Source organism: Comamonas sp. DB36, assembly GCF_057914905.1.
Window position 1 is genome coordinate 3,904,714 of record NZ_CP196631.1, and the last position, 21,689, is coordinate 3,926,402.

Below are 21,689 nucleotides of genomic sequence, written 5' to 3' on the forward strand. Positions count from 1 at the left end.
CGCTTCATTCCGCGCTGATGTTGGAGTCGCGGATGATGCGCAGCATCTTTGCCGTGTCGTTGCGCACAAAGGCATCGAATTCCGCCGGCGCCATATTGGCAACCACCCAGCCGTCGGCCTCCAGCGAGGCGCGAATTTCTGGGCGCTGCAGCGCCGCCTGGACCACGGCACGCAGCTTTTCCACCACGTGCGCCGGCGTTCCCTTGGGCGCCGCGACCCCGCCCCAGGAAATTGCCACCACGTCGGCGTAGCCCGACTCGACGAAAGTGGGGACGTTCGGGTAGGCCGGATTTCTTTGCGCGCTCGACACCGCCAGGGCCTTGAGCTTGCCGGCCTTGATGTACGGCAGCGCCGCGTCCTGATTGATGGGCATCAGCGGCGTCACGCCCGCCAGCACGTCCTGCAGCGCGGGCGCGCCGCCCTTGTACGCCACGTGCGTGAAGCGGACATTGGCGGAATGCTGGAACATCTCCATCAGCAGATGGCCGGAGGTGCCGACGCCGCCGCTGGCGAAATTGATGGACCCGGGCTGCGCCTTGGCGCGGGCCACCAGCTGCGCAAGATTCTCGGCGGGAAATTCGGGCCGTGCGACCAGCACGTTGGGCCCGAAGGCCAAGGGCGCGACCTGCACGAAATCCTTGAGGAAATCATATTTGAGCTTGTACAGGCCGGCCCCGATGGAGTTGAAAACGCCGCTGAGCAGCAGCGTATAGCCGTCGGCGGGCGCGCCCGCCACCGATGCCGTGCCCAGCGTGCTGCCCGCGCCGGCGCGGTTCTCGACCACCAGCGGCTGGCCCAGCGCCTTGAGGAAATCCGGCGCCAGCATGCGGCCCAGGCGATCCGAGGCACCGCCGGCGGCCGCCGGCACGATGAGCTTCACGGGCCTGGACGGCCAGGCGGCCGGCTGGCCAAGGCCCAGTGCAGGCAGGGTGCCCAGGCCGGCGGCCAGGGCGGACATGAAGGCGCGGCGATCTTGAAGCGGCATTTTTGTCTCCTTTTAAACGCGATGGTACCGGTACCATAACGGCGCGCGACAAAAATCTCTTAGGGGTTTGCACCGACTCAGGTCGTGCCCCGGGTGATGATGGAAAAGCCGGTGTTCTCGGCCACAGCCGCGCGCGGCTGGCCTTCGATGCGCGCCAGGATGCACTCGGCGGCACGCTGCCCTATGGCGCCGCCGTGCAGGCGAATGGAGGAAAGCGCGGGCTCGAGGTCGGCGGCAAACGGCAGATCGCCCACGCCCAATATCGCCAGATCGCGCGGCACGCTGAGCCGGCGCTGCTGCGCTTCGATCAGCACGCCCATGGCCAGCATGTCCGAGCTGCAAAAGACGCTGTCCACGCCGCCGTCGGCGTCCAGGAACCGTGCCAGCCCCTCGCGCCCGCTGCGCAAGGTGGCCGGCGCCTTGACCATGTGCAGCTGGGGCGGCGCCAGGCCCAGTTCCTTGGCGGCGGCCACAAAGCCGTGGCGCCGCTGCAGCGAACGCATGTCATCGGCTCCCAGCAGCGCAATGCGCCGGCGCCCGCGCTGGTGAAAGTAATGTGCCGCGGCGCGCGCCATCTCCTCGTGGGAGAAGCCCACCAGCATGTCCACCGGGTCGGGCGAAAAGTCCCAGGTTTCCACCACCGGCACGCCGCTGGCGCGCAGCCTTTGCCGGCGTTCCTCTCCGGTCAGCAGGCCGGTCAGCACGAAAGCCGCCGGCCGGCGGCCGAGAAAGGTCTCGAGCACCGAATCCAGGCGCTCGTTGTTGTAGCCGGTCTGGCCCAGCAGCATCTGGTAGCCATGGGCATCCAGCGTGTCCTCTAGCGCCTGCAGCAGCGGATGCAGGGTCAGGGTCGAGATGGCCGGCACGAGCGCTGCCACCAGCCGGCTGTTGCCCGAAGACAGCGCTCCGGCAATGAGATTGGGCACATAGCCGCTGGCCTGCACCGCCTGCTGCACGCGCTCGCGCACCGCCTCGGACACCAGAGCGGGGTTGCTGATCGCGCGCGAGACCGTCATGGGCGCGACGCCGGCCAGCTGCGCGACATCCCTGATGGTTACCTGCCCGGTCTTTCGGCGCCGCGATCGCAAGGAAGAACTGGAGTCGTCGGTAACCATGGCCGAATTCTAGTACGCCGGGCGCTGCCGCCGCGGCGCGCGCTCAGCGCTTGCGGCGCGCGCGCGGATGGGCATTTTCATAGGCCTGGGCCAGGTGCTGGAAGTCAAGCCGGGTGTAGATCTGCGTGGTCGCGATGCTGGCATGGCCCAGCAGCTCCTGCACCGCGCGCAGATCGCCGCTGGACTGCAGCAGGTGGCTGGCAAACGAGTGGCGCAGCACATGCGGATGCACCGAGGTCGTCAGTCCCGCCTGGCGCGCGCGTTCGCGCAGCCGCACCCAGACCGACTGGGTCGTGAGCCGTGCGCCGCGCCGGCCTATGAACAGCGCGGGCTCGGGCGCGGCGAAGGGCTGGGCACGCAGCGCCAGCCAGGCCTGCAGCGCGCGCAGCGCCGCCCCGCCCACGGGAACGACGCGCCGCTTGCTGCCCTTGCCGAGAACATGCGCCTCGCCGGCGGCGAAGTCTATCCAGCCGCGCGCCAGCCGTTCGGTGTCCGGGCCGGGCGCGACATCGAGGCCCACGAGTTCCGCGACGCGCAGCCCGCTGCTGTAGAGCAGCTCGGCGATGGCCGCATCGCGCGCTTCAAGCCAGGGGTCGAAATGGCCCCCACGCTCCGCCGCTTCGCGGGTCGCTGCCCCCCGAGGGGGCCGCGCGCCGGCTTGGGGCGGCCCGGCGCCGGCGCCGGCATTTACATGATTTACCAGCTGCAGCGCATCTTCCACGCCCAAGGCCTTGGGCAGCGGCTTGGGCGCGCGCGGGGCGCGCACGCCGTCGACGGGATTCATGGGCACCAGCCCCTGGCGCGCGGCCCAGACGAAGAAGCCGCGCCAGCCCGAAAGAATCAGTGCGATGCCGCGCGGGCTGCGTCCGCCGCTGTGCATCTGCGCCGCGAAACGGCGGATATGCGGCACCTGCAGCGCCAGCAACTCGACCTGGGCCGCCAGCGCGAACCCCAGCAGTTTTTGCAGATCGAGCGTGTAGAGCGTCAGCGTGCGCGCGGCCAGGCGCTTTTCGACACGCACATGCTCCAGATAGGCGAGCACCACCGCCGGCAGCGGCGGCGCCGGCTCGGCGGCCTGCTGCGCCGCGCGGCCCATGGTCAGACCGAAGTCAGCGTACGCGTGACCGGACGCATGCGCGCCAGCGCGGCGCTGGCCTGTTCGGCAATGCGCATCAGGAACTCGGTGCCCATGGTCGCGTCGAAGCGCAGCGGATCGGGCGAGCCCAGCACCAGCATTCCGAACGCCGGCGAAGGCGAACTCAGCGGGCCGGCGCGCAGCGGCAGCAAGGCCAGCGACTGCACGGAGTCGACGCGCGTGAGCCAGCCCACGGGCTCGAAGCCCAGATTGGGGCCGCAGAACGGCAGCGTCAGCGACGAGGCAAACGCCTTCACATCGCTGCTCACGCCCATGGTGAACAGCGCGCCCGAAAACGGCGCCGCCACATCCCAGACGCGGATCGCGGCCTCGGGCACGTCAAACACCTGGCGCAGGCCTTCGGTGATCGCATGCGGCAGATCGCGCGTCTCGACCACGGCGGCGAGATCGCAGCTCCAGCGGTGGATCTTCTGCGCAATGGTCGCGTTCTCGCTGCTGTTGCGCATCATCTCCATGATGCGCTGCTCCAGGCCCTTGATCTTGTCGCGCAGCATCTCGGCCTGGCGCTCCTGCAGGCTCACCGCGCGGTGGCCATGGACGCTGGTCAGGCGCACGCCCGTCAGCACTTCGGCATGGCGTTCGAAGAAATCGGGAACCTGGGTCAGGTAGGAGGCGATGCTGTCTTCGCTGGTGGACAAGGCGTGGTCGATGCTGGTGCTGTCGTTCATGGTGCTTCGGGAAGTTCGATCTGTCCGTCAAAAACAAAAGTCGCGGGGCCGGTCATGAAGACGCTGTCGTCCTCACCCCCCGCCCATGCAATGCTCAGCAGGCCGCCGCGCGTATGCACCTGCACCTGCGTGTCGAGCTGGCCCTGGCGTATGCCGGCGACGACGGCCGCGCAGGCGCCGGTGCCGCAGGCCAGGGTTTCGCCGGCGCCGCGTTCATACACGCGCAGCCGCACTTCGCTGCGGCTCACGCGCTGCAGGAAACCGGCGTTGACGCGCTGGGGAAAACGCGGGTGCTGCTCGATCTGCGGGCCCAGGGTCGCAACGGCAGCGGTATCGACATTGTCGACCCACAGCACGGCATGCGGATTGCCCATGGAGACCACGGTGACCCAGGGTCCATCGCCGTCCAGCGCCAGCGGCCAGGTCAGGGCCTGGCCCGCAGCGCGCGGCTCGAGGCCGGTGGCATCGAAAGGCACGCGTTCGGGCCGCAGTTCGGGCCGGCCCATGTCGACGCGCACGCCGCCATCGGCCGTGAGCTCGGGGGCAATCACGCCCGACAGGGTCTGGACGCGAATCACTGTCTTGTCGGTCAGGCCGCGGTCGTGCACATAGCGCGCAAAGCAGCGCGCGCCATTGCCGCACTGCTCCACTTCGCCGCCATCGGCGTTGTGGATCACGTACTCGAAATCAATGCCTTCGGCCGGAGCGGGCCGCACGCTGAGGATCTGGTCGGCGCCGACACCGAAGTGGCGGTCGGCCAGAAAACGGTACTGGGCGGGCGTCAGGCCTTGCGGGCCCTGCGTTTCATCGAGCACGACAAAGTCGTTGCCCGCGCCCTGCATCTTGGTGAAGCGGATTTGCATGGTCGCCGATTATCCGCCAGTCGCGCGCCAGCGCGATGACAGGGGTCGACCAGGGGCTGGGCCCATGCAAGAAAGGCCTGCCCGTCCCTTGCGGGACGAGCAGGCCTTGGCGATCGAACGATCAGCCGGCGGTTCTTACATATTGATCTTGTGAATGCGTGCGCCTTGCAGCGACACCCCGGCTTCGAGGCCGGCATTGGTCATCACGAAGCTCGACACCGGTGCCTGGGCGGTGTTGGTGTCGATCACGCCATTGGCGCCGACGCGGCCCACGGCCACGGTGGCGTCTACGCCTGCCGACCAGCCGTTGCCGTTGACGAACTTGTCAAGCGCTTCCTGGGTGTTGAAGATGTAGACCACGGCCTTGGACTGGCCGCCGGCCTGCCAGCCGATGGAGGCTGCCGTGGTGCTGTAGTAGCCCAGCGTGCGGCTGCCCGAACGCAGCGCGCCGCGGCCATGTTCGGCACCGACCACGAAGCTGCCGCCGACCACGGTGGGGAACACCAGCACGGCCTTGGAACGGGCAACCAGCTCACGCGAGCCGGAGACCGTGGCATAGAGGCGCGACAGGGTTGCATCGACCTGGGCGTCCAGCGAGCCGGTGGTGGCGCGCGGCGAAGCCTGAACGTCGGAGGGGCTGGTGGTGGTGCAGCCGACCATGGCCAAGCCGCCTGCGGCGACGGTTGCAGCAATCAACAAAGAGCGAACGGACTGGGACATCATGGAAATTTCCTCCTGGTGAAAACGGTGCCTGCGGACAACGCAATGTGTCGCAAGCGGTTGTGATGGCCAGTTTTGCACCGGCCTGAAGTCATCCTAGAGGTGTTCACGCCATTTGTATCATCGCGCGTGCAGCTCAGCCTCCCGGCCTACACGCACAGCGCAAATAATCCTCCGCTGGCACGCGCGCATGACCTTCAGACACCACCCAGGGTTTGTGCAGTTCGCGATTGGCGCGCATGCAACAGTCGCCACGGCCTTCTTGTGGCACAACTGCGAAGATTGCATTTGTCCGGCAATTCCCCATTTGCCGCTCTTCATTTTTCTTTCGAGAAAACCCATGAATTTCTGGTCCCACCTGCACCATCCCCGCGCCGCCATGGTGTTGCTGCGCATCACGCTGGCTGTGCTGCTGCTGTTCCACGGCTGGGCAAAGATCACGCACGGCATTGGCGGCATTGAAAAAATGGTGACCGGCCATGGCCTGCCTTCGTGGCTGGCCTATGGTGTCTACGTGGGCGAAGTCGTGGCGCCGCTGCTGCTGCTCATCGGCCTGTGGGTCGTGCCCGCGGCGCTGATCGTCGTCGGCAACATGATCGTGGCGCTGCTGCTGGCGCATACCGGACAGTTCCTGTCGATCGGCAATTCGGGCGGCTGGGCCCTCGAACTGCAGGCGTTCTTCCTTGTCACGGCCCTGGTGGTGGCGCTTGGCTACTCCAAGGGCAAATAGGCGCACCTTTCGCGCCTTGCCCTGCCCCTTTCCCCGACTCCCACGCCCATGACCCGTCCCAGCCAGCTTTTGCGCGACCAGCGCCCCCCTGCAGATCCCCGGCCCGCGGCCACCGTGCTGCTGCTGCGCGACCGCAGCGACGGCGCGGGCTTTGAAGTGCTGATGACGCGGCGCTCGCCCACGGCCAGCTTTCTGCCCGGCGCCTATGTGTTTCCCGGCGGCGGCATCGACGCGCTCGACGCGCAGTCGCATGCCGCGGCCGCGCGCCGCGCCGGGCAAAGCGATGCCCATCTGACCCAGGCGATCGCCGCGATCCGCGAAAGCTTCGAGGAGCTGGGCGTGCTGCTCGCGCGCCATGCCGACGGGCGCATGGCCGCCGCCGACGACATCGCGACGTTCGACCGCGCCGCGCCGTTTGTCGCGCAATGCATGGCGCGCGGATTGACGCTGGCCGCCGACGAGCTGCATGCACTTGCGCACTGGACCGCCGACCGCACCCAGCCCAAGCGCTTCGCCACGCAGTTTCTCGTCGCGCGCATGCCCGAAGGCCAGACGCCCGTGGCCGACGAAAGCGAGCAGTTCGAGCCGCAGTGGATCACGCCCGCGGCAGCGCTGCAGCGCTTCGCAGAAGGCGCGTTCCCCATCATTTTCCCGACCATCAAGACGCTGGAGAAGCTGGCCGATTTCGGCTCGACCGACGCGGTGTTTGCCGCGCTCGCGCACGAGCAGGTGCTCTGGGCTTGCTGCCCGCGCACCGGACTGATAGGCGGGCAGGAGCGGCGCCACATGGAACACGAGGCGGCCTATGGCGAACTCGCGCTGGTCAGCCCCGACGGCCAGGTCTTCCACCCGCTCGACTGGCAGACCACGCAGGCCGTGGCGCTGCGGCGCAACGTGCTGCGCCTCACCGCGCCCAATGCGGGCGTGATGACCGGGCCCGGCACCAACAGCTATCTGGTCGGTGAGACGGCGACCGGATTCATTGCCATCGACCCCGGTCCCAGCGACCCGGCCCATGTGCGCCGGCTGTTCGACGCCGCGGGCGGCGACATCCGGCATATCGTCTGCACCCACTCCCACGCCGACCATTCGCCCGGCGCCGCGCTGCTGCAGGCGCTGCTGGCCGATGCCGGCCGCCCGGCCGCAGCGATTCGCGGACTGCCTTCTGCGCCGACCGCGCGCCCGGCAAGCCACTTCACGCCCGATCAGGCGCTGAGCGACGGCGAACGCCTGGTGCTCAGCGGCACGGGCGCGCAAGGCCCGGTCAGCCATACGCTGCGGGCGGTCTTCACGCCCGGCCACGCGGCCAACCATGTCTGTTTCCTGCTCGAGGAAGACGCGCTGCTGTTCAGCGGCGATCACATCCTCAACGGCAGCACCACGGTGATCGATCCGCCCGACGGCAACATGGCCGACTACCTCGATTCGCTGGCGCGGCTGGACACGCTGTGCGCGCTGCAGGGCGTGGAATTCATCCTGCCCGCGCATGGCTATGTGCTGGGCGATGCGCGCGGCGTGATCGCCAGGCTGCAGTCCCACAGGCTCGCGCGCGAAGCCAAGGTGCTGCGCGCCATGCAGGCCGCGCCTGACGGCACGCCCCAGGACTGGGTGCGCCTGGCCTATGACGATGCCCCCCCGGCGCTGTGGCCGATTGCAGAAAGATCCCTTTTGGCCCATGTGGAACGCATTCGTGCCTTAGGCTTGCGACATGTCTCAAACTGAATCCGTCCGCCTGTCCAAGCGACTCGCGGAACAACAAAGCTGCTCGCGCCGCGAAGCCGAGCTGTATATCGAAGCCGGCCATGTGCAGGTCGACGGCCAGGTCGTGCTGGTTCCCGGCACCCATATCGGCCCCGACCAGCAGATCCGGCTCGCGCCCGGCGCCAAGGCCGAAGCCATTCCACCCGTCACGCTGCTGCTGCACAAGCCCGCGGGCTATACCCAGGGCGAAGCCTACGGCCGCGTGCCCAGCGCGCGCAGCCTGCTGACCGAGAAGAACCTCGCCGAATACGACGCGCCCGCGCCGGTGCGCGTGCTCGCCCGCCACTTCGACGACCAACTCGCCTTCCTGCCGATTCCGGTGCCGGGCAGCGGCCTGGTGATCTACACCCAGGACCCGCGCATCGCGCGCAAGCTGCAGGAAGACGCCTATGCGCTCGAGCAGGAAGTCGTGGTCGGGGTCAAGGGCCAGATCGACGAAGGCGGACTGCAGCGCCTGTGCCACGGCCTGATCGCCGACCGCCAGCCGCTGCCGCCGGCCAAGGTCAGCTGGCAGAACGAAACCCATCTGCGCTTTGCGATCAAGGGCTTCTGGCCCGACAAGATCGACGACATGTGCGCCCAGGTGGGCCTGCAGGTGGTCAGCATGCGCCGCCTGCGCGTGGGCCGGGTCTCGATGGCCAAGCTGCCCGAAGGCCAGTGGCGCTATCTGCTGCCTTGGGAAAAGTTCTGAGCCTCTCGAAGAACCGTTCGTCCTGAGCCAGTCGAAGGATGAACGGCCTGCGCTCTGGTCATGGGGATGGGCCGTTCATGGTGCTACGGGGGCGCCTGGCCAGGCTCACGACGAACCGGACAGGCGCAGGCTCGCCATGAACCGTTGAGCCGCCCCCCCACAAAAAGAAAAAGCGCCTGACCGAAAGCCAGGCGCTTTTTGCATGAAAAGTGTGAAGTCCACCGATAAGCCGGATTCTGTGCACCGCCGGCTCTCTTGCGAAAACCGGCTGCGTGACCGCCATTACTCTTGGCTGGTGGTCGCCCAACCAGCTCGATGCTACCTACCCGCACACTCCGGGGGCCCCGTCAACGTGTGCCTACTTGGTATTGCTGCGCGTAGAGATTGCCCGTTTCACCCGCACTAAAGCGGCTCGTCTCTGTTGCTCTGATCCTCACCTCACGGTGGACAGCCGTTAGCTGCTACGCTGCCCTATGCAGTCCGGACGTTCCTCCAGTGCGGCCTTTCGGCACTAGCACCAGCGGCGGTCTGGTGAACTTCACGCCGCGATTATCGCCCAGTCGCAATGCCCTGCGACCAAGGCATAAGAATATGCCCAGAACGCAGATCAACTGCGCCAGAATGTGCGATCTACACAAGCCATCGCCAAGGAGATGCCATGAAAGTCGACAGCATTCTGCAAACCATCGGTAACACCCCCCATGTGCGCGTGAACCGCCTGTTTGGCGCGGCCGCACAGGTGTGGATCAAGTCCGAGCGCAGCAATCCCGGTGGCTCGATCAAGGACCGCATCGCGCTGGCGATGATCGAGGACGCGGAGAAATCCGGCCGCCTGCAGCCCGGCGGCACCATCATCGAGCCCACCAGCGGCAACACCGGCGTGGGCCTGGCCCTGGTCGCGGCCGTCAAGGGCTACAAGCTGATCCTGGTGATGCCCGACAGCATGTCCATCGAGCGTCGCCGCCTGATGCTCGCCTATGGCGCGAGCTTCGACCTCACGCCCAAGGAAAAGGGCATGAAGGGCGCGATTGCCCGCGCCGAGGAACTTGCCGCGCAGACGCCCGGCTCGTGGATTCCCCAGCAGTTCGAGAACCCGGCCAATGTCGAAGTGCACGAGCGCACGACGGCGCAGGAAATCATCGCCGACTTCCCCGACGGCCTCGACGTGCTGATCACGGGCGTGGGCACCGGCGGCCACCTCACGGGTGTCGCGCGCCAGCTCAAGGCCAAGTTCCCCAATCTCAAGGTGTTTGCGGTCGAGCCCGCGGCCTCGCCCGTGATCTCGGGCGGCGCCCCCGCGCCCCACCCCATCCAGGGCATTGGCGCGGGCTTCATTCCCAAGAACCTCGACACCAGCCTGCTCGACGGCGTGATCCAGGTCGAAGCCGAACCCGCGCGCGAATACGCGCGCCGCGCGGCGCGCGAGGAAGGCACGCTGGTCGGCATCTCGTCGGGCGCGACGCTGGCGGCCATTGCCCAGAAGCTGCCCGAGCTGCCTGCCGGCAGCCGCGTGCTCGGCTTCTCCTACGACACCGGCGAACGCTATCTGTCGGTCGAAGGCTTCCTGCCCACCTGATCTCCGGTCCGGGCATCGCCACCACGACACCGCTTCGGCGGTGTTTTCTATTTCGCTGTGACCAACACCTGCGCTGCGCAGGGAATAACCGAGCAGCGCGCCAAGAAGCAGTCCCACGGCCTAACATCTGAGGTCAACAAAGGGACTGAACTTGTACGGATTCTTCGAAAAACGCATTCCCCCCTACCCAGCAACCGAACCCGCGGCTTTGCCGCGCGGTTTCCTGGCTTTCGTCTGGGCCTGCACCCAGGGCCTGCGCGGCTATGTGCTTGGCATGGCGCTGCTCGCGGCGGTGACGGCGGCCTACGAAGCCTGGCTGTTTGCCGTCATGGGCCGCGTCGTCGACTGGCTCACGCGCGTCGAGCCCGCCAATCTGCTGGCCGAACAAGGCGACGCGCTGTGGGGCCTGGTGGCGATCATGGTGCTGAGCATAGGCCTGATCGCCCTGCAGACCATGGTCAAGCACCAGGTGCTGGCAATCAACTTCCCGCTGCGCCTGCGCTGGAACTTCCACCGGCTGATGCTGGGCCAGAGCATGGCGTTCTACGCCGACGAGTTCGCCGGGCGCATCACCACCAAGATCATGCAGACCGCGCTGGCGGTGCGCGACATGATCTTCACCACCACCGACATCGTCGTCGGCATGACGGTCTATCTCGTGACCATGATGGTGCTGGCCGCGGGCTTCGACACCTGGCTGCTGGTGCCGCTGCTGCTGTGGACCGCAGCCTACATTGCCGCCTGCTGCTATTTCGTTCCGCGCCTGGGCGCCGTGGGCAAGGCCCAGGCCGACGCGCGTTCGCAGATGACCGGCCGCATCACCGACGCCTATACCAACATCGCCACCGTCAAGCTGTTTGCGCACACCCGCCGCGAAGCCGAGTTCGCACGCTCGGCAATGGAGGCCTTCCGCCTCACGGGCAATGCGCAGATGCGGCTGGTGAGCCAGTTTGAAATCGTCAACCATGTGCTGATCGTGCTGCTGATCCTGGGCAGCAGCGGCCTGGCGCTGTGGCTGTGGATGCAGGGTCAGGTAGGCGCGGGCGCGGTCGCGGCCGTCACCGCCATGGCGCTGCGCATCTCGGGCCATGCGCGCTGGGTGATGTGGGAGATGACCAGCCTGTTTGAAAGCGTGGGCACCATCCAGGACGGCATCAACACGCTGACCCACCCGCCCACGGTGCTCGATGCGCCCCAGGCGCGGCCGCTGCAGGTGGCGCGCGGCGAAGTGGTGTTTGACGACGTGTCGTTCGGCTACCGCGACGGCAAGGCGGTGATGGAGCACCTGAATCTCACGATACGCCCCGGCGAACGCATAGGCCTGATCGGCCGCTCGGGCGCGGGCAAGTCGACCCTGGTCAACCTGCTGCTGCGCTTTCACGACCTGCGCTCGGGCCGCATACTGATCGACGGCCAGGACATCTCCCAGGTCACGCAGGACAGCCTGCGCCAGGCCATCGGCATGGTCACCCAGGACACCTCGCTGCTGCACCGCTCGATGCGCGACAACATCCTCTACGGCCGGCCCGACGCCAGCGAGGCCGATCTGCAGGCCGCGATCGCGCGCGCCGAAGCCGCCGACTTCATTGCCCAGCTCAACGACCGCCATGGCCACCAGGGCCTGGACGCGCAGGTGGGAGAGCGCGGCGTCAAGCTCTCGGGCGGCCAGCGCCAGCGCGTGGCGATCGCGCGCGTGATGCTCAAGAACGCGCCCATCCTGCTGCTCGACGAAGCCACCAGCGCGCTCGACTCCGAAGTCGAGGCCGCGATCCAGGAAAGCCTCTACAAGGTCATGGAAGGCAAGACCGTGATCGCCATTGCCCACCGGCTGTCGACGATTGCCGCGATGGACCGGCTGATCGTCATGGACAAGGGCCGCATCGTGGAAGAAGGCACGCACCAGCAGCTGCTGCAGCTCGGCGGCGTCTACGCGCGGCTGTGGGCCCACCAGAGCGGTGGCTTCCTGGGCGAGCCCATGGACGGCCCTCTGTAAATGCCGCGCCCTGCGTCATGGAAGATTCCCCACCGACTCCAGGCGATGGAAATGGGCATCGGGGTCGGCGCCATACGGCGCGCGCCCCTGATAGCCTTCGGATCCATGGCCGGGAGCCATGGACATTGCCCCGCCCGAGCCGCCCTCGCGCGCGGGCGCGGGCAGCGTGCAGGCCAGCAAGCTGAAAGCGGCGACCAGCACCGCCGCGACGATTCCCAAGTGATTGCGCGTCATATATGCCTTTCTGGGTCCGGCTGAACCGGCCTTTCCAGCATGCGCGTCTGTTGGTTCGCGGGAATACCGCAGCCCCTGTAATTCACGTAAATTCCAGGAACGAAGACCTGGAAGGCGTGCAAACGATGTAAATCTTTGCTGCCGACATCCTAATCCTGCCGTCAGCGAGGGTCGGCGCGGCCGCGGGTGCGGCAATTGACGCATTTGCCTTACCATCGCCGGCTTGCTTGATAGACCCGAGCCATGATACGTATTGCAGAACTCAAACTCCCACTGTCGGCGATCACTTTCGATCCCGAGAACCACACTGAATTCCATCCCGAGGCAAGGCTGCGCACGCTTGCGGCGCAGCTGCTGGGCATTGCGCCCGCCGAACTCGGCGCGCTGCAGGTGTTCAAGCGCAGCTTCGACGCGCGCAAGGCCGACCTGCAGGCGGTCTATATCGTCGATCTCGAGCTCGCCGATCCCGCGCAGGAAGCCGCGCTGCTCGCGCAGTTCGAGTCACACCCGCATGTGAATCCCACGCCCGACATGGCCTGGAAGCCCGTGGGCCAGGCGCCGGCCGAACTGGCGCAGCGCCCGGTCGTCGTCGGCTTCGGCCCCTGCGGCATCTTCGCGGCGCTGGCGCTGGCGCAGATGGGTTTCAGGCCCATCGTGCTCGAACGCGGCAAGGAAGTGCGCGAACGCACGCAGGACACCTGGGGTTTGTGGCGCAAGCGCACGCTCACTCCCGAGTCGAACGTGCAGTTCGGCGAAGGCGGCGCGGGCACGTTTTCCGACGGCAAGCTCTACAGCCAGATCAAGGACCCGCGCCACCTGGGCCGCAAGGTCATGCAGGAGTTTGTCGATGCCGGCGCCCCGCCCGAAATCCTCTACGCGGCCCACCCGCACATAGGCACCTTCAAGCTGGTCAAGGTGGTCGAGAACATCCGCGCGCAAATCATTGCCCTGGGCGGTGAAGTGCGCTTCGGCCAGCGCGTCGAAGACCTGCTGTTCGACAACGAGGACGGCCATGAAGACGCCGACATGCGCCGCCAGCGCCGCGTGCGCGGCCTGGTGGTGCGCGACCTGGCCACTGACACCTGCAGCGAACTCGCGGCCTCGCAGGTCGTGATCGCGCTGGGCCACAGCGCGCGCGACACCTTTGCCCGGCTCTATGAGCGCGGCGTGAGCATGGAAGCCAAGCCGTTCTCCATAGGCTTTCGCATCGAGCACCCGCAAAGCGTGATCGACCGCGCGCGCTGGGGCCGGCATGCGGGCCACCCGCTGCTGGGCGCGGCCGACTACAAGCTGGTGCACCACGCGGCCAACGGCCGCGCGGTCTACAGCTTCTGCATGTGCCCCGGCGGCACCGTGGTTGCCGCGACCAGCGAGCCCGAACGCGTGGTGACCAACGGCATGAGCCAGTACTCGCGCAACGAGCGCAATGCCAACGCGGGCATGGTCGTGGCCATCGATCCGCCCGACTATCCGCGCAGCGCCGAGGCCTTTGCCGCGGCCTTTGACGGCCAGACCTATGGCGTGGAAAACCTCGCCGAAGGCGAGTTCCACCCGCTGTCGGGCATCGTCCTCCAGCGCCAGCTCGAGTCGCGCGCCTATGTACTGGGCGGCAGCAACTACAACGCCCCGGCGCAGCGCGTGGAAGACTTTCTCGCCGGCCAGCCGTCGACGGCGCTGGGCGAAGTCGAGCCTTCGTACAAGCCCGGCGTGAGCCTGATCGATCTGCAGGCGGCGCTGCCCACCTATGCGATTGAAGCCATGCGCGAAGCCCTGCCCGCTTTCGGCAAGAAGATCCGCGGCTACGACATGGCCGACGCACTGCTCACGGGCGTGGAAACGCGCACTTCGTCGCCGCTGAAGATGGGCCGCGACGACAGCTACCAGAGCCTCAACACGCGCGGCCTGTACCCTGCGGGCGAAGGCGCGAGCTATGCGGGCGGCATCCTGTCGGCCGGCGTCGACGGCATACGCGTTGCCGAGGCCGTGGCGCGGCAGATCCTGGGCCTGCCCGTACCCGCCAGCCGCCGCTGAAATGTCGGCGGCCATGACTTTCGCCGTGCCCACGCGGCGCGCGCTGGCCCAGGGCGCGCTGGCCATGGCGGCCGTGGTGCTGGCCTCCAACATCCTGGTGCAGTACGCGATCAACGACTGGCTGACCTGGGGGGCGATCACCTACCCGTTTGCCTTCCTGGTCAGCGAACTCGCCAACCGCGCCCATGGCCCGGCGCATGCGCGGCGCATTGCCTACGTGGGCTTTGCGGTCGCGGTCGCCGCCTCGCTGCTGCTGGCACCGGCGCGCATTGCGGCGGCCTCGGGCCTGGCGTTTGCGTGTTCGCAGCTGCTCGACATCCATGTCTTTGACCGCCTGCGCCAAGGGCGCTGGTGGCGCGCGCCGCTGGTGGCGACGCTGCTGGCCGCCGTGCTCGACACCGCCGTGTTCTGGAGCATTGCCTTTGCGGGCGAAGACCTGCCCTGGGTCACCTGGGCGATTGGCGATCTGGGCGTGAAGCTGGCAATGGGGGTGTCGCTGCTGCTGCCGTTCCGGCTGTGGATAGGGCGCAGGGCTGCGCATCGACAGGCTCAGGGCAAGCACTGAAGAAAAAAAGCCCGCGTCGTGCAACGCGGGCTTCGATCTGTCGCCTGGGGCCTGAGACCCCATCACTCAACCGCGCTGCAGCGCGGCAATGCGCTCTTCCATCGGTGGATGGGTGGAGAACAGCTTGCCGATATTGCCCGTGATGCCCATCGCGGCCACGCTCTTGGGCAGCTCGCCGGGGTGCATTCCGCCCAGACGGGCCAGGGCGTTGATCATCGGCTGCTTGCGGCCCATCAGCTGGGCGGCGCCGGCGTCGGCGCGGAATTCGCGCTGGCGGCTGAACCAGGCGACGATCATTGCGGCGACAAAGCCCAGCAGGATATCAAGCACGATGGTGGTCACGTAGTAGCCAATGCCGGGACCCGAGCTTTCGGAATCGTTCTTGCGCAGAAAGCTGTCGACCGCGTAGCCGATGACGCGCGACAGGAACACAACGAAAGTGTTCATCACGCCCTGGATCAGCGTCATGGTGACCATGTCGCCGTTGGCGATGTGGGCCACTTCATGGCCGATCACGGCCTCGACTTCCTCGCGCGTCATGCCCGACAGCAGGCCCGTGGACACCGCGACCAGCGCCGAGTTCTTGAACGCGCCGGTCGCAAACGCATTGGGCTCGCCTTCGTAGATGCCGACTTCGGGCATGCCGATTCCGGCCTTGTCGGCAAAGCCGCGCACGGTGTTGACGATCCAGGCTTCATCGGCATTGCGCGGCTCGTTGATCACGTGCACGCCCGAAGTCCACTTGGCCATGGGCTTGCTGATCAGCAGCGAGATGATCGCGCCGCCAAAGCCCATGATGAAGGCAAAGCCCAGCAGCGCGCCGAGGTTGAGCCCATTGGATGTGAGGAAGCGGTTGACGCCCAGCAGGCTGGCGACAATGCCCAATACCGCCACGACGGCAATGTTGGTCAATAGAAAAAGGGCAATTCGTTTCATCGGGATTAATTCTCCATAAGGAGGGAAAGCGGCGCATTCACCGCACCACCCCATCTGGGGGCGCGGGACGCAGGGTTCAAGTCACGCGGCGCGTCGTCTGTCTGTTGTATGGGCTTATCAGGCCGGGCGCTGCGAAACACAAAAGGATCATCATAAAAGCAAACCTCCTTGTTGCCCTCCCACCAGCCAGGCACGCCCAGCACCGGCAAAGGACTAAACGGCTTTTGCGCCAGCCATTGCGCGCTGCACTGGCGCGCCAGCGCCGCGTCGACATCGGGCCCCGCGATCGCGGGCGCCAGGCACAGCACATGGGCGGTGATCGACTTGCGCGGCTGCACCAGCTTTTCCAGCAGCGCGTGGCCCAGCGGCAGCAGCCGCGCCTGCTGCCACAGATCGCGCCCGTGCACGCCCAGCTGCAGCCAGTCGCGCGCGCGCAAGGCCTGTTGCAGCGCGGGCGGCGCCAGCAGCAGCGCGCCGTTCTCGTCCAGCAGCGTGGCGGCGTCGCGCACCGGCCCGCGCCGCGCGCCCACGCCCGCCTGGGCAATCTGCTGCGCCTGCAGGACATTGAGCTGGCGCTTGAGCTGCGGGTAATGCAGCCAGACCATGGCGTTGAAGAAGTCGTGCAGATTGCAGCGCGTGGGCACGGCATGCTCGCGGTGAATGAAGGCCTCGTAGGCCGTTCCGGCCGGCAACTGTTCCTGCGGCACGAAGCGCCAGCCCGCCAGTTCAGCGAGCCGGCCACCGGCCTGCAGTGCCGCGAGGCCCGCATTGACCGCGTCGGGCACGCTCGCGCCGTCGGCAATGCGCTGCCAGATGGGCTGGGCAACGGCGCGCAGGCTTTGCAGCCAGGGCGCGGCCCAGTCGACCGCCTGCCAGTCGCTATGGGCGGACAAGGGATTCACAGCACCCGCGCCTGACGCTTGTCGCGCACCGCGACGCGCGACGTGCCTTCGTCGCGCATCTCGAACGCCTGGGTCGCGGCCAGCAGCTTGGTCAGCGAGGCATAGCCGTAGTTGCGCGCGTCAAACGAAGCCTTGTTGCCGATCTGCGTGCCCACGGCGCCGACGCGCGCCCAGCCCTGCTCGTCCTGCGTGGCATTGACGGCGTCGCGCAGCAGTGCCAGCAGCTGGCGGTCCTGGCGCAGCTGCTGCGAAGGCACGCGCAGCGTGGCCGGGCGCGCGGGCGGCGCGGCCTCGCCCGGCACGATCAGAGGAGGAATGGCCGGCACCGCGGCGGGTGCCGCCGCTTCGCCGGCTTCTTCGCCCGCAGCATGCTCTATCGGGCCCTGGCCCAGCGCTTCGAGATAGAGAAAGCGCGAACAGGCGTTGACGAAAGGCAGCGGCGTCTGCTGCGCGCCAAAGCCATAGACCGCCGCGCCCTTGGCGCGCAGGTGCATGACCAGCGGCGTGAAGTCGGCGTCCGACGACACGATGCCGAATGCGTCTGGCCGCTCGGTATAGAGCAGCTCCATGGCATCAACGGTCATCGCCATGTCGGTGGCGTTCTTGCGCTTGGAATAGTCGAACTGCTGCATGGGCCGCAGCGCGAACTCGAGCAACCGCGACTGCCAGCCCTGCAGACCGGCCTTGGTCCAGTTGCCATAGGCGCGGCGGATGTTGATCACGCCCAGCGTCGACAGCTCGGTGAGGATTTCATCGAGCTTCTCGGCGGGCGCATTGTCGGCGTCGATCAGCAGCGCAATGCGCAGGGGGGACTCAGCGAGCATGGGCACTCCTTGGTGGGCATACAGGATGCAGACTACACCATCGCCTGCAACGTGCCTTCCCCCCCAGTGGATACGGCTGCTGCGCCCTTGCTTTTCGAGGCCGGGTCTCGGCCCGGCAGCCGACTTCATTTTCTTGTACGCACAAGAAAACGAAGCAAAAGAAAGCGCCCCTGCTGTCTGCGACCCTGCGCTTCGCTCCGGGCAACCTGCCGTGCTCGGGGCCGGGCTGCACCGCAGAACTCGCTACGCGGCTACGCCGCTTCGCTCGAACAACTGCGGTGAGTCAGATGACGAAGTCGGTGTGTCCTTCGGCACACCGACCAGCCCGGCCCCTGTGCGCGCCAGGCGCAGCCAGAAGGGGGAACTCCTTGGTAGCGTCGTGACGAAACGGGAGTGCGTTAGTTTGTTTAAGTACTTAAACCATCTTCCACGGCAGCGCTTCACCCGAGCGCAGCGGCTTGAGCCGGGCTTCGCCGAAGGCAAAGCTTTCGGGCGGAGTCCACGATTCGCGGCGCAGCGTGATGGTGTCGGTGTTGCGCGGCAGGTTGTAGAAGTCGGGGCCGTTGAAGCTGGCAAAGGCTTCGAGCTTGTCGAGCGCGCCCGCGTTGTCGAAGGCCTCGGCATACATCTCGATGGCCGCGTGCGCGCTGTAGCAGCCCGCGCAGCCGGTGGCGTGCTCCTTGAGGTGGGCCGCGTGCGGCGCGCTGTCCGTGCCCAGGAAGAACTTGGCGTTGCCGCTGGTTGCCGCCTCGACCAGCGCCAGGCGGTGGGTCTCGCGCTTGAGCACGGGCAGGCAGTAGTAGTGCGGGCGTATGCCGCCCGTGAAGATCGCGTTGCGGTTGAACAGCAGATGCTGGGGCGTGATGGTCGCGCCCACGAAGCGGTCGGACTCGGTCACGTATTGGGCGGCCTCGCGCGTGGTGATGTGCTCGAAGACGATCTTCAGTTCGGGGAAATCGCGGCGCAGCGGAATCAGCTGCTGGTCGATGAACGCCGCCTCGCGGTCGAACAGATCGACCTCGCTGCCCGTGACTTCACCGTGCACCAGCAGCAGCAGGCCGGCGCGCTGCATGGCTTCAAGCGTCGCATAGGTCTTGCGCATGTCGGTCACGCCGGCATCGCTGTTGGTTGTCGCACCAGCGGGATACAGCTTAAGCGCCACCACGCCCGCGGCCTTGGCGCGCACGATTTCCTCGGCCGGGATGTTGTCGGTGAGGTACAGCGTCATCAGCGGCTCGAAAGCCACACCTTCGGGCACGGCAGCGAGAATGCGCTCGCGGTAGGCCAGGGCCTGCTCTGCCGTCGTGACCGGCGGCTTGAGATTGGGCATGATGATCGCCCGGCCGAACTGGGCAGCCGTGTGCGGCACGACGGTGCGCAGGGCTTCGCCGTCGCGCACATGCAGATGCCAGTCGTCGGGGCGGGTGATGGTGAGGGTGTCGAGTGGGGCGGTCATGGAGCGGTATTGTCCCACTCCCCTGCCCTGGCCTACAACTCCCCGGGTCCCTTTCAGCGCTCACATCGCTGACAACCCATGCAACTGGCGCGCCCCAGCACGGGGACAGCGAGCAAGGGCCGCCCCGCAGCGAGGCTGTCGTCCCCGCTTAGGGGGGGGAAGCGGCGACAGCCGCTCAGGGGGGCTAGTGTTGCAGGATCTTGTTCAGGAACTCCTTGGTGCGCGGTTGGCGCGCTTCGGGATTCTTGAAGAATTCATCGCTGGAGCAGTCCTCGAGGATCTTGCCGCCCACGTCCATGAAGATCACGCGGCTGGCGACCTTGCGCGCAAAGCCCATTTCATGCGTCACGCACATCATGGTCATGCCTTCATTCGCCAGGCCCACCATCACGTCCAGCACTTCGCCGACCATTTCAGGGTCCAGCGCCGAAGTCGGCTCGTCGAACAGCATCACGATGGGATCCATCGACAGCGCGCGCGCGATCGCCACGCGCTGCTGCTGGCCGCCCGAAAGCTGTCCCGGGAACTTGTCCTTGTGCGCCGTCAGGCCCACGCGGTCGAGCATCTTCAGGCCGCGCTGGCGCGCTTCGTCGGCGCTGCGGCCCAGCACCTTGACCTGGGCGATGGTCAGGTTTTCCGTGACCGACAGATGGGGGAACAGCTCGAAGTGCTGGAACACCATGCCCACGCGGCTGCGCAGCTTGGGCAGGTTGGTCTTGGGATCGTGCACGGCCGTGCCATCGACAAAGATCTCGCCCTTCTGGAAAGGCTCGAGCGCGTTGATGGTCTTGATCAGCGTGGACTTGCCCGAGCCCGAAGGGCCGCACACCACCACCACCTCGCCTTTGTTGATGCTGGTCGAGCAGTCGGTCAGCACCTGAAAGCTGCCATACCACTTGGAGACGTTCTTCATTTCAATCATTGGGTGCTCTCCGTATCCGTATTCAGTTATCCATCCCGGCTGCGCCACTGGCGCGATCCAGGTGCGGGACGGCCCCAAGGGTCGCCCCGCAGCGCCTCGGCGGGTTATCTAATAATTGCGATTCTCTTGTGCAGACGCTTGACCATCCAGGACAGCGCGTAGCACAGCACGAAATAGGCAACGGCCGCGGCCAGATAGGCCTCGATCGGTCGGCCGTAGTTCTTGCCCGCGACTTCAAAGCCCTTGAGCATGTCGTAGGCGCCGATGGCGTAGACCAGCGAGGTATCCTGGAACAGGATGATGGTCTGCGTCAGCAGCACCGGCAGCATGTTGCGGAAGGCCTGCGGCAGCACCACCAGGCGCATGTTCTGGCCGTAGGTCATGCCCAGCGCCTGGCCCGCATTCACCTGACCGCGCGCGATCGACTGGATGCCGGCGCGCATGATCTCGCTGAAGTAGGCGGCCTCGAAGGCGATGAAGGTGATGATCGCCGACAGCTCCGCGCCGATGGGGCGGCCGATGATGGCCGGCATCAGCAGGAAGAACCACAGGATCACCATCACCAGCGGAATGGAGCGCATGCCGTTGACGTAGATCGTCGCCGGCAGCACCAGCCACTTCTTGCCCGACAGCCGCATCAGCGCCAGCACCGTGCCGAACAGCACGCCGCCCACGGTGGCGATGGCCGTCAGCATCAGGCTGAAATACAGACCCTTGAGCACGAAGTTGCTCACCAGGTCCCAGTTGTAGAAACCAAAGTCGATGTGCAGATCCATGATCAGTGACCTCCTGCACTCGAAGCGGCAACCATGCCGGGCACCTGGGCGCGCTTTTCAATCCAGGCCATGATGCGGTTGATGGCGAACGCCGAGATGACATAGAGGCCGGTCACGGCCAGATAGACTTCGACGCCGCGGCCGGTCTCTTCCTGGGCCTGCATGGCAAACATGGTCAACTCCGTCACCGACACGGCAAAGGCCACCGACGAGTTCTTGAAGATGTTCATCGTCTCACTGGTCAGCGGCGGAATGATGATGCGCAGCGCCATCGGCAGCAGCACATAGCGGTAGGTCTGCCAGGTCGTGAAACCGACGGCCATGCCCGCATAGCGCTGGCCACGCGGCAGCGACTGCAGACCCGAGCGCACCTGCTCGGCAATACGCGACGAGGTGAAGATACCCAGCGCCAGCACCACCAGCACGAAGCCCGGCACGGACTTCATCGCCGGCACGAAGGCGGGCACCACGTGGTACCAGAGAAAGATCTGGACCAGCAGCGGAATATTGCGAAACAGTTCAACCCAGGCATTGCCGAAGCGCACCAGCCACGGGCTGTTGGGCAAAGTGCGCAGCACGCCAATCACTCCACCGACCACCAGCGCTATCAACAGCGCCAGCAGAGATACGGACACCGTCCACCCCCACGCAGACAACATCCAGTCCATATAGGTGATGTCGCCGCCCTTGCCGAAGCACCCCTGCACCGCAACGCGGTCCAGCGTGTCCTCGCAGAACACCTGCCAATCCCAAGCCATAGGATTTCCTTTATTGCCTCAAACCTC

21 protein-coding genes and 1 other RNA gene are annotated in these 21,689 nt (G+C 66.6%); 7 read left to right on the forward strand and 15 right to left on the reverse strand.

The window, feature by feature from the left end:
* Nucleotides 1–4 precede the first annotated feature (4 nt).
* The 6 genes from ACSVDO_RS18285 to ACSVDO_RS18310 form a co-directional block, all read right to left on the reverse strand.
* Entirely contained in the window at nucleotides 5–985 is a 981-nt protein-coding gene (locus tag ACSVDO_RS18285; RefSeq protein ID WP_489593855.1) for a Bug family tripartite tricarboxylate transporter substrate binding protein, read from the reverse strand.
* Between the two features lie 77 nt (nucleotides 986–1,062).
* Nucleotides 1,063–2,100, reverse strand: a complete 1,038-nt coding sequence (locus ACSVDO_RS18290) for a LacI family DNA-binding transcriptional regulator (RefSeq protein ID WP_489593858.1) — start codon at nucleotides 2,098–2,100, stop codon at nucleotides 1,063–1,065.
* 43 nt (nucleotides 2,101–2,143) lie between these two features.
* On the reverse strand, nucleotides 2,144–3,196 hold the full coding sequence (locus tag ACSVDO_RS18295; protein ID WP_489593859.1) for a tyrosine recombinase XerC: 1,053 nt from the start codon (nucleotides 3,194–3,196) through the stop codon (nucleotides 2,144–2,146).
* 2 nt (nucleotides 3,197–3,198) lie between these two features.
* Nucleotides 3,199–3,924, reverse strand: coding sequence for a DUF484 family protein (locus tag ACSVDO_RS18300; protein WP_332539598.1), 726 nt, complete (start codon nucleotides 3,922–3,924; stop codon nucleotides 3,199–3,201).
* Nucleotides 3,921–4,787 (reverse strand): diaminopimelate epimerase, encoded by an 867-nt coding sequence (dapF, locus tag ACSVDO_RS18305; protein ID WP_489593861.1) that lies wholly within the window; start codon nucleotides 4,785–4,787, stop codon nucleotides 3,921–3,923. The genes ACSVDO_RS18300 and dapF overlap by 4 nt, the downstream gene beginning before the upstream one ends.
* 135 nt (nucleotides 4,788–4,922) lie before the next feature.
* Nucleotides 4,923–5,510 (reverse strand): BPSL1445 family SYLF domain-containing lipoprotein, encoded by a 588-nt coding sequence (locus ACSVDO_RS18310; RefSeq protein WP_489593863.1) that lies wholly within the window; start codon nucleotides 5,508–5,510, stop codon nucleotides 4,923–4,925.
* A 337-nt stretch (nucleotides 5,511–5,847) separates the two neighbouring features.
* Here ACSVDO_RS18310 and ACSVDO_RS18315 point away from each other — a divergent pair, with 337 nt between their 5' ends.
* Genes ACSVDO_RS18315 through ACSVDO_RS18325 form a run of 3 tightly spaced genes read left to right on the forward strand, consistent with a single transcriptional unit; the run spans nucleotide 5,848 to nucleotide 8,689 of the window.
* Entirely contained in the window at nucleotides 5,848–6,237 is a 390-nt protein-coding gene (locus ACSVDO_RS18315; protein WP_489593865.1) for a DoxX family protein, read from the forward strand.
* 48 nt (nucleotides 6,238–6,285) lie between these two features.
* Entirely contained in the window at nucleotides 6,286–7,959 is a 1,674-nt protein-coding gene (locus tag ACSVDO_RS18320) for an MBL fold metallo-hydrolase (RefSeq protein WP_489593867.1), read from the forward strand.
* Nucleotides 7,946–8,689: an RNA pseudouridine synthase gene (locus ACSVDO_RS18325; protein WP_332539594.1), complete on the forward strand. Its 744-nt coding sequence runs from the start codon at nucleotides 7,946–7,948 to the stop codon at nucleotides 8,687–8,689. The genes ACSVDO_RS18320 and ACSVDO_RS18325 overlap by 14 nt, the downstream gene beginning before the upstream one ends.
* Nucleotides 8,690–8,898: 209 nt before the next feature.
* On the opposite strand, the gene rnpB is transcribed toward ACSVDO_RS18325, so the two are convergent.
* An RNA gene (gene rnpB, locus ACSVDO_RS18330) (RNase P RNA component class A) lies at nucleotides 8,899–9,229 on the reverse strand.
* 118 nt (nucleotides 9,230–9,347) lie between these two features.
* Here rnpB and cysK point away from each other — a divergent pair.
* Nucleotides 9,348–10,265 carry a cysteine synthase A gene (cysK, locus tag ACSVDO_RS18335; RefSeq protein WP_489593869.1) on the forward strand — a complete coding sequence of 306 codons (918 nt, stop codon included), beginning with the start codon at nucleotides 9,348–9,350 and terminating at the stop codon, nucleotides 10,263–10,265.
* Between the two features lie 151 nt (nucleotides 10,266–10,416).
* Nucleotides 10,417–12,258: an ABC transporter ATP-binding protein gene (locus tag ACSVDO_RS18340; RefSeq protein WP_332539592.1), complete on the forward strand. Its 1,842-nt coding sequence runs from the start codon at nucleotides 10,417–10,419 to the stop codon at nucleotides 12,256–12,258.
* A gap of 15 nt (nucleotides 12,259–12,273) precedes the next feature.
* On the opposite strand, the gene ACSVDO_RS18345 is transcribed toward ACSVDO_RS18340, so the two are convergent.
* On the reverse strand, nucleotides 12,274–12,492 hold the full coding sequence (locus tag ACSVDO_RS18345; protein WP_332539591.1) for a hypothetical protein: 219 nt from the start codon (nucleotides 12,490–12,492) through the stop codon (nucleotides 12,274–12,276).
* 243 nt (nucleotides 12,493–12,735) lie between these two features.
* Here ACSVDO_RS18345 and ACSVDO_RS18350 point away from each other — a divergent pair, with 243 nt between their 5' ends.
* Both ACSVDO_RS18350 and ACSVDO_RS18355 read left to right on the forward strand, forming a co-directional pair.
* The gene (locus tag ACSVDO_RS18350; RefSeq protein WP_489593871.1) at nucleotides 12,736–14,523 is read left to right on the forward strand and encodes an NAD(P)/FAD-dependent oxidoreductase; all 1,788 of its coding nucleotides are present in this window, start codon (nucleotides 12,736–12,738) and stop codon (nucleotides 14,521–14,523) included.
* A gap of 1 nt (nucleotide 14,524) precedes the next feature.
* A complete protein-coding gene (locus tag ACSVDO_RS18355; protein WP_489593873.1) occupies nucleotides 14,525–15,088 on the forward strand; it encodes a VUT family protein in 564 nt (187 codons plus the stop codon).
* Between the two features lie 66 nt (nucleotides 15,089–15,154).
* Here the strand turns inward: ACSVDO_RS18355 and htpX are convergent, their stop codons facing one another.
* From htpX to ACSVDO_RS18390, 7 genes are all read right to left on the reverse strand, one after another.
* The gene (gene htpX, locus ACSVDO_RS18360) at nucleotides 15,155–16,024 is read right to left on the reverse strand and encodes a protease HtpX (protein WP_489593874.1); all 870 of its coding nucleotides are present in this window, start codon (nucleotides 16,022–16,024) and stop codon (nucleotides 15,155–15,157) included.
* Nucleotides 16,025–16,029: 5 nt separating this feature from the next.
* Nucleotides 16,030–16,926, reverse strand: coding sequence for a DUF3025 domain-containing protein (locus tag ACSVDO_RS18365; protein WP_489593875.1), 897 nt, complete (start codon nucleotides 16,924–16,926; stop codon nucleotides 16,030–16,032).
* Entirely contained in the window at nucleotides 16,923–17,750 is an 828-nt protein-coding gene (locus ACSVDO_RS18370) for an NYN domain-containing protein (RefSeq protein ID WP_489593877.1), read from the reverse strand. The genes ACSVDO_RS18365 and ACSVDO_RS18370 overlap by 4 nt, the downstream gene beginning before the upstream one ends.
* A gap of 415 nt (nucleotides 17,751–18,165) precedes the next feature.
* Nucleotides 18,166–19,206 carry a dihydroorotase gene (gene pyrC, locus ACSVDO_RS18375; RefSeq protein WP_489593878.1) on the reverse strand — a complete coding sequence of 347 codons (1,041 nt, stop codon included), beginning with the start codon at nucleotides 19,204–19,206 and terminating at the stop codon, nucleotides 18,166–18,168.
* A gap of 184 nt (nucleotides 19,207–19,390) precedes the next feature.
* The gene (locus ACSVDO_RS18380; protein ID WP_332539991.1) at nucleotides 19,391–20,128 is read right to left on the reverse strand and encodes an amino acid ABC transporter ATP-binding protein; all 738 of its coding nucleotides are present in this window, start codon (nucleotides 20,126–20,128) and stop codon (nucleotides 19,391–19,393) included.
* A 104-nt stretch (nucleotides 20,129–20,232) separates the two neighbouring features.
* Complete coding sequence (locus tag ACSVDO_RS18385; protein ID WP_332539990.1) at nucleotides 20,233–20,904, reverse strand: amino acid ABC transporter permease; 672 nt, start codon at nucleotides 20,902–20,904, stop codon at nucleotides 20,233–20,235.
* Between the two features lie 2 nt (nucleotides 20,905–20,906).
* A complete protein-coding gene (locus ACSVDO_RS18390) occupies nucleotides 20,907–21,662 on the reverse strand; it encodes an amino acid ABC transporter permease (protein WP_332539989.1) in 756 nt (251 codons plus the stop codon).
* Nucleotides 21,663–21,689: the final 27 nt, after the last annotated feature.

What these genes read in the sequence shown, in the direction of transcription:
- htpX (WP_489593874.1), bottom strand. Translation starts at nt 16,024, where the DNA reads ATGAAACGAATTGCCCTTTTTCTATTGACCAACATTGCCGTCGTGGCG.
- cysK (WP_489593869.1), top strand. Translation starts at nt 9,348, where the DNA reads ATGAAAGTCGACAGCATTCTGCAAACCATCGGTAACACCCCCCATGTG.
- dapF (WP_489593861.1), bottom strand. Translation starts at nt 4,787, where the DNA reads ATGCAAATCCGCTTCACCAAGATGCAGGGCGCGGGCAACGACTTTGTC.
- ACSVDO_RS18355 (WP_489593873.1), top strand. Translation starts at nt 14,525, where the DNA reads ATGTCGGCGGCCATGACTTTCGCCGTGCCCACGCGGCGCGCGCTGGCC.
- pyrC (WP_489593878.1), bottom strand. Translation starts at nt 19,206, where the DNA reads ATGACCGCCCCACTCGACACCCTCACCATCACCCGCCCCGACGACTGG.
- ACSVDO_RS18320 (WP_489593867.1), top strand. Translation starts at nt 6,286, where the DNA reads ATGACCCGTCCCAGCCAGCTTTTGCGCGACCAGCGCCCCCCTGCAGAT.
- ACSVDO_RS18385 (WP_332539990.1), bottom strand. Translation starts at nt 20,904, where the DNA reads ATGGATCTGCACATCGACTTTGGTTTCTACAACTGGGACCTGGTGAGC.
- ACSVDO_RS18370 (WP_489593877.1), bottom strand. Translation starts at nt 17,750, where the DNA reads ATGCTCGCTGAGTCCCCCCTGCGCATTGCGCTGCTGATCGACGCCGAC.
- ACSVDO_RS18285 (WP_489593855.1), bottom strand. Translation starts at nt 985, where the DNA reads ATGCCGCTTCAAGATCGCCGCGCCTTCATGTCCGCCCTGGCCGCCGGC.
- ACSVDO_RS18325 (WP_332539594.1), top strand. Translation starts at nt 7,946, where the DNA reads ATGTCTCAAACTGAATCCGTCCGCCTGTCCAAGCGACTCGCGGAACAA.
- ACSVDO_RS18390 (WP_332539989.1), bottom strand. Translation starts at nt 21,662, where the DNA reads ATGGCTTGGGATTGGCAGGTGTTCTGCGAGGACACGCTGGACCGCGTT.
- ACSVDO_RS18345 (WP_332539591.1), bottom strand. Translation starts at nt 12,492, where the DNA reads ATGACGCGCAATCACTTGGGAATCGTCGCGGCGGTGCTGGTCGCCGCT.
- ACSVDO_RS18380 (WP_332539991.1), bottom strand. Translation starts at nt 20,128, where the DNA reads ATGATTGAAATGAAGAACGTCTCCAAGTGGTATGGCAGCTTTCAGGTG.
- ACSVDO_RS18315 (WP_489593865.1), top strand. Translation starts at nt 5,848, where the DNA reads ATGAATTTCTGGTCCCACCTGCACCATCCCCGCGCCGCCATGGTGTTG.
- ACSVDO_RS18295 (WP_489593859.1), bottom strand. Translation starts at nt 3,196, where the DNA reads ATGGGCCGCGCGGCGCAGCAGGCCGCCGAGCCGGCGCCGCCGCTGCCG.
- ACSVDO_RS18290 (WP_489593858.1), bottom strand. Translation starts at nt 2,100, where the DNA reads ATGGTTACCGACGACTCCAGTTCTTCCTTGCGATCGCGGCGCCGAAAG.
- ACSVDO_RS18310 (WP_489593863.1), bottom strand. Translation starts at nt 5,510, where the DNA reads ATGATGTCCCAGTCCGTTCGCTCTTTGTTGATTGCTGCAACCGTCGCC.
- ACSVDO_RS18300 (WP_332539598.1), bottom strand. Translation starts at nt 3,924, where the DNA reads ATGAACGACAGCACCAGCATCGACCACGCCTTGTCCACCAGCGAAGAC.
- ACSVDO_RS18350 (WP_489593871.1), top strand. Translation starts at nt 12,736, where the DNA reads ATGATACGTATTGCAGAACTCAAACTCCCACTGTCGGCGATCACTTTC.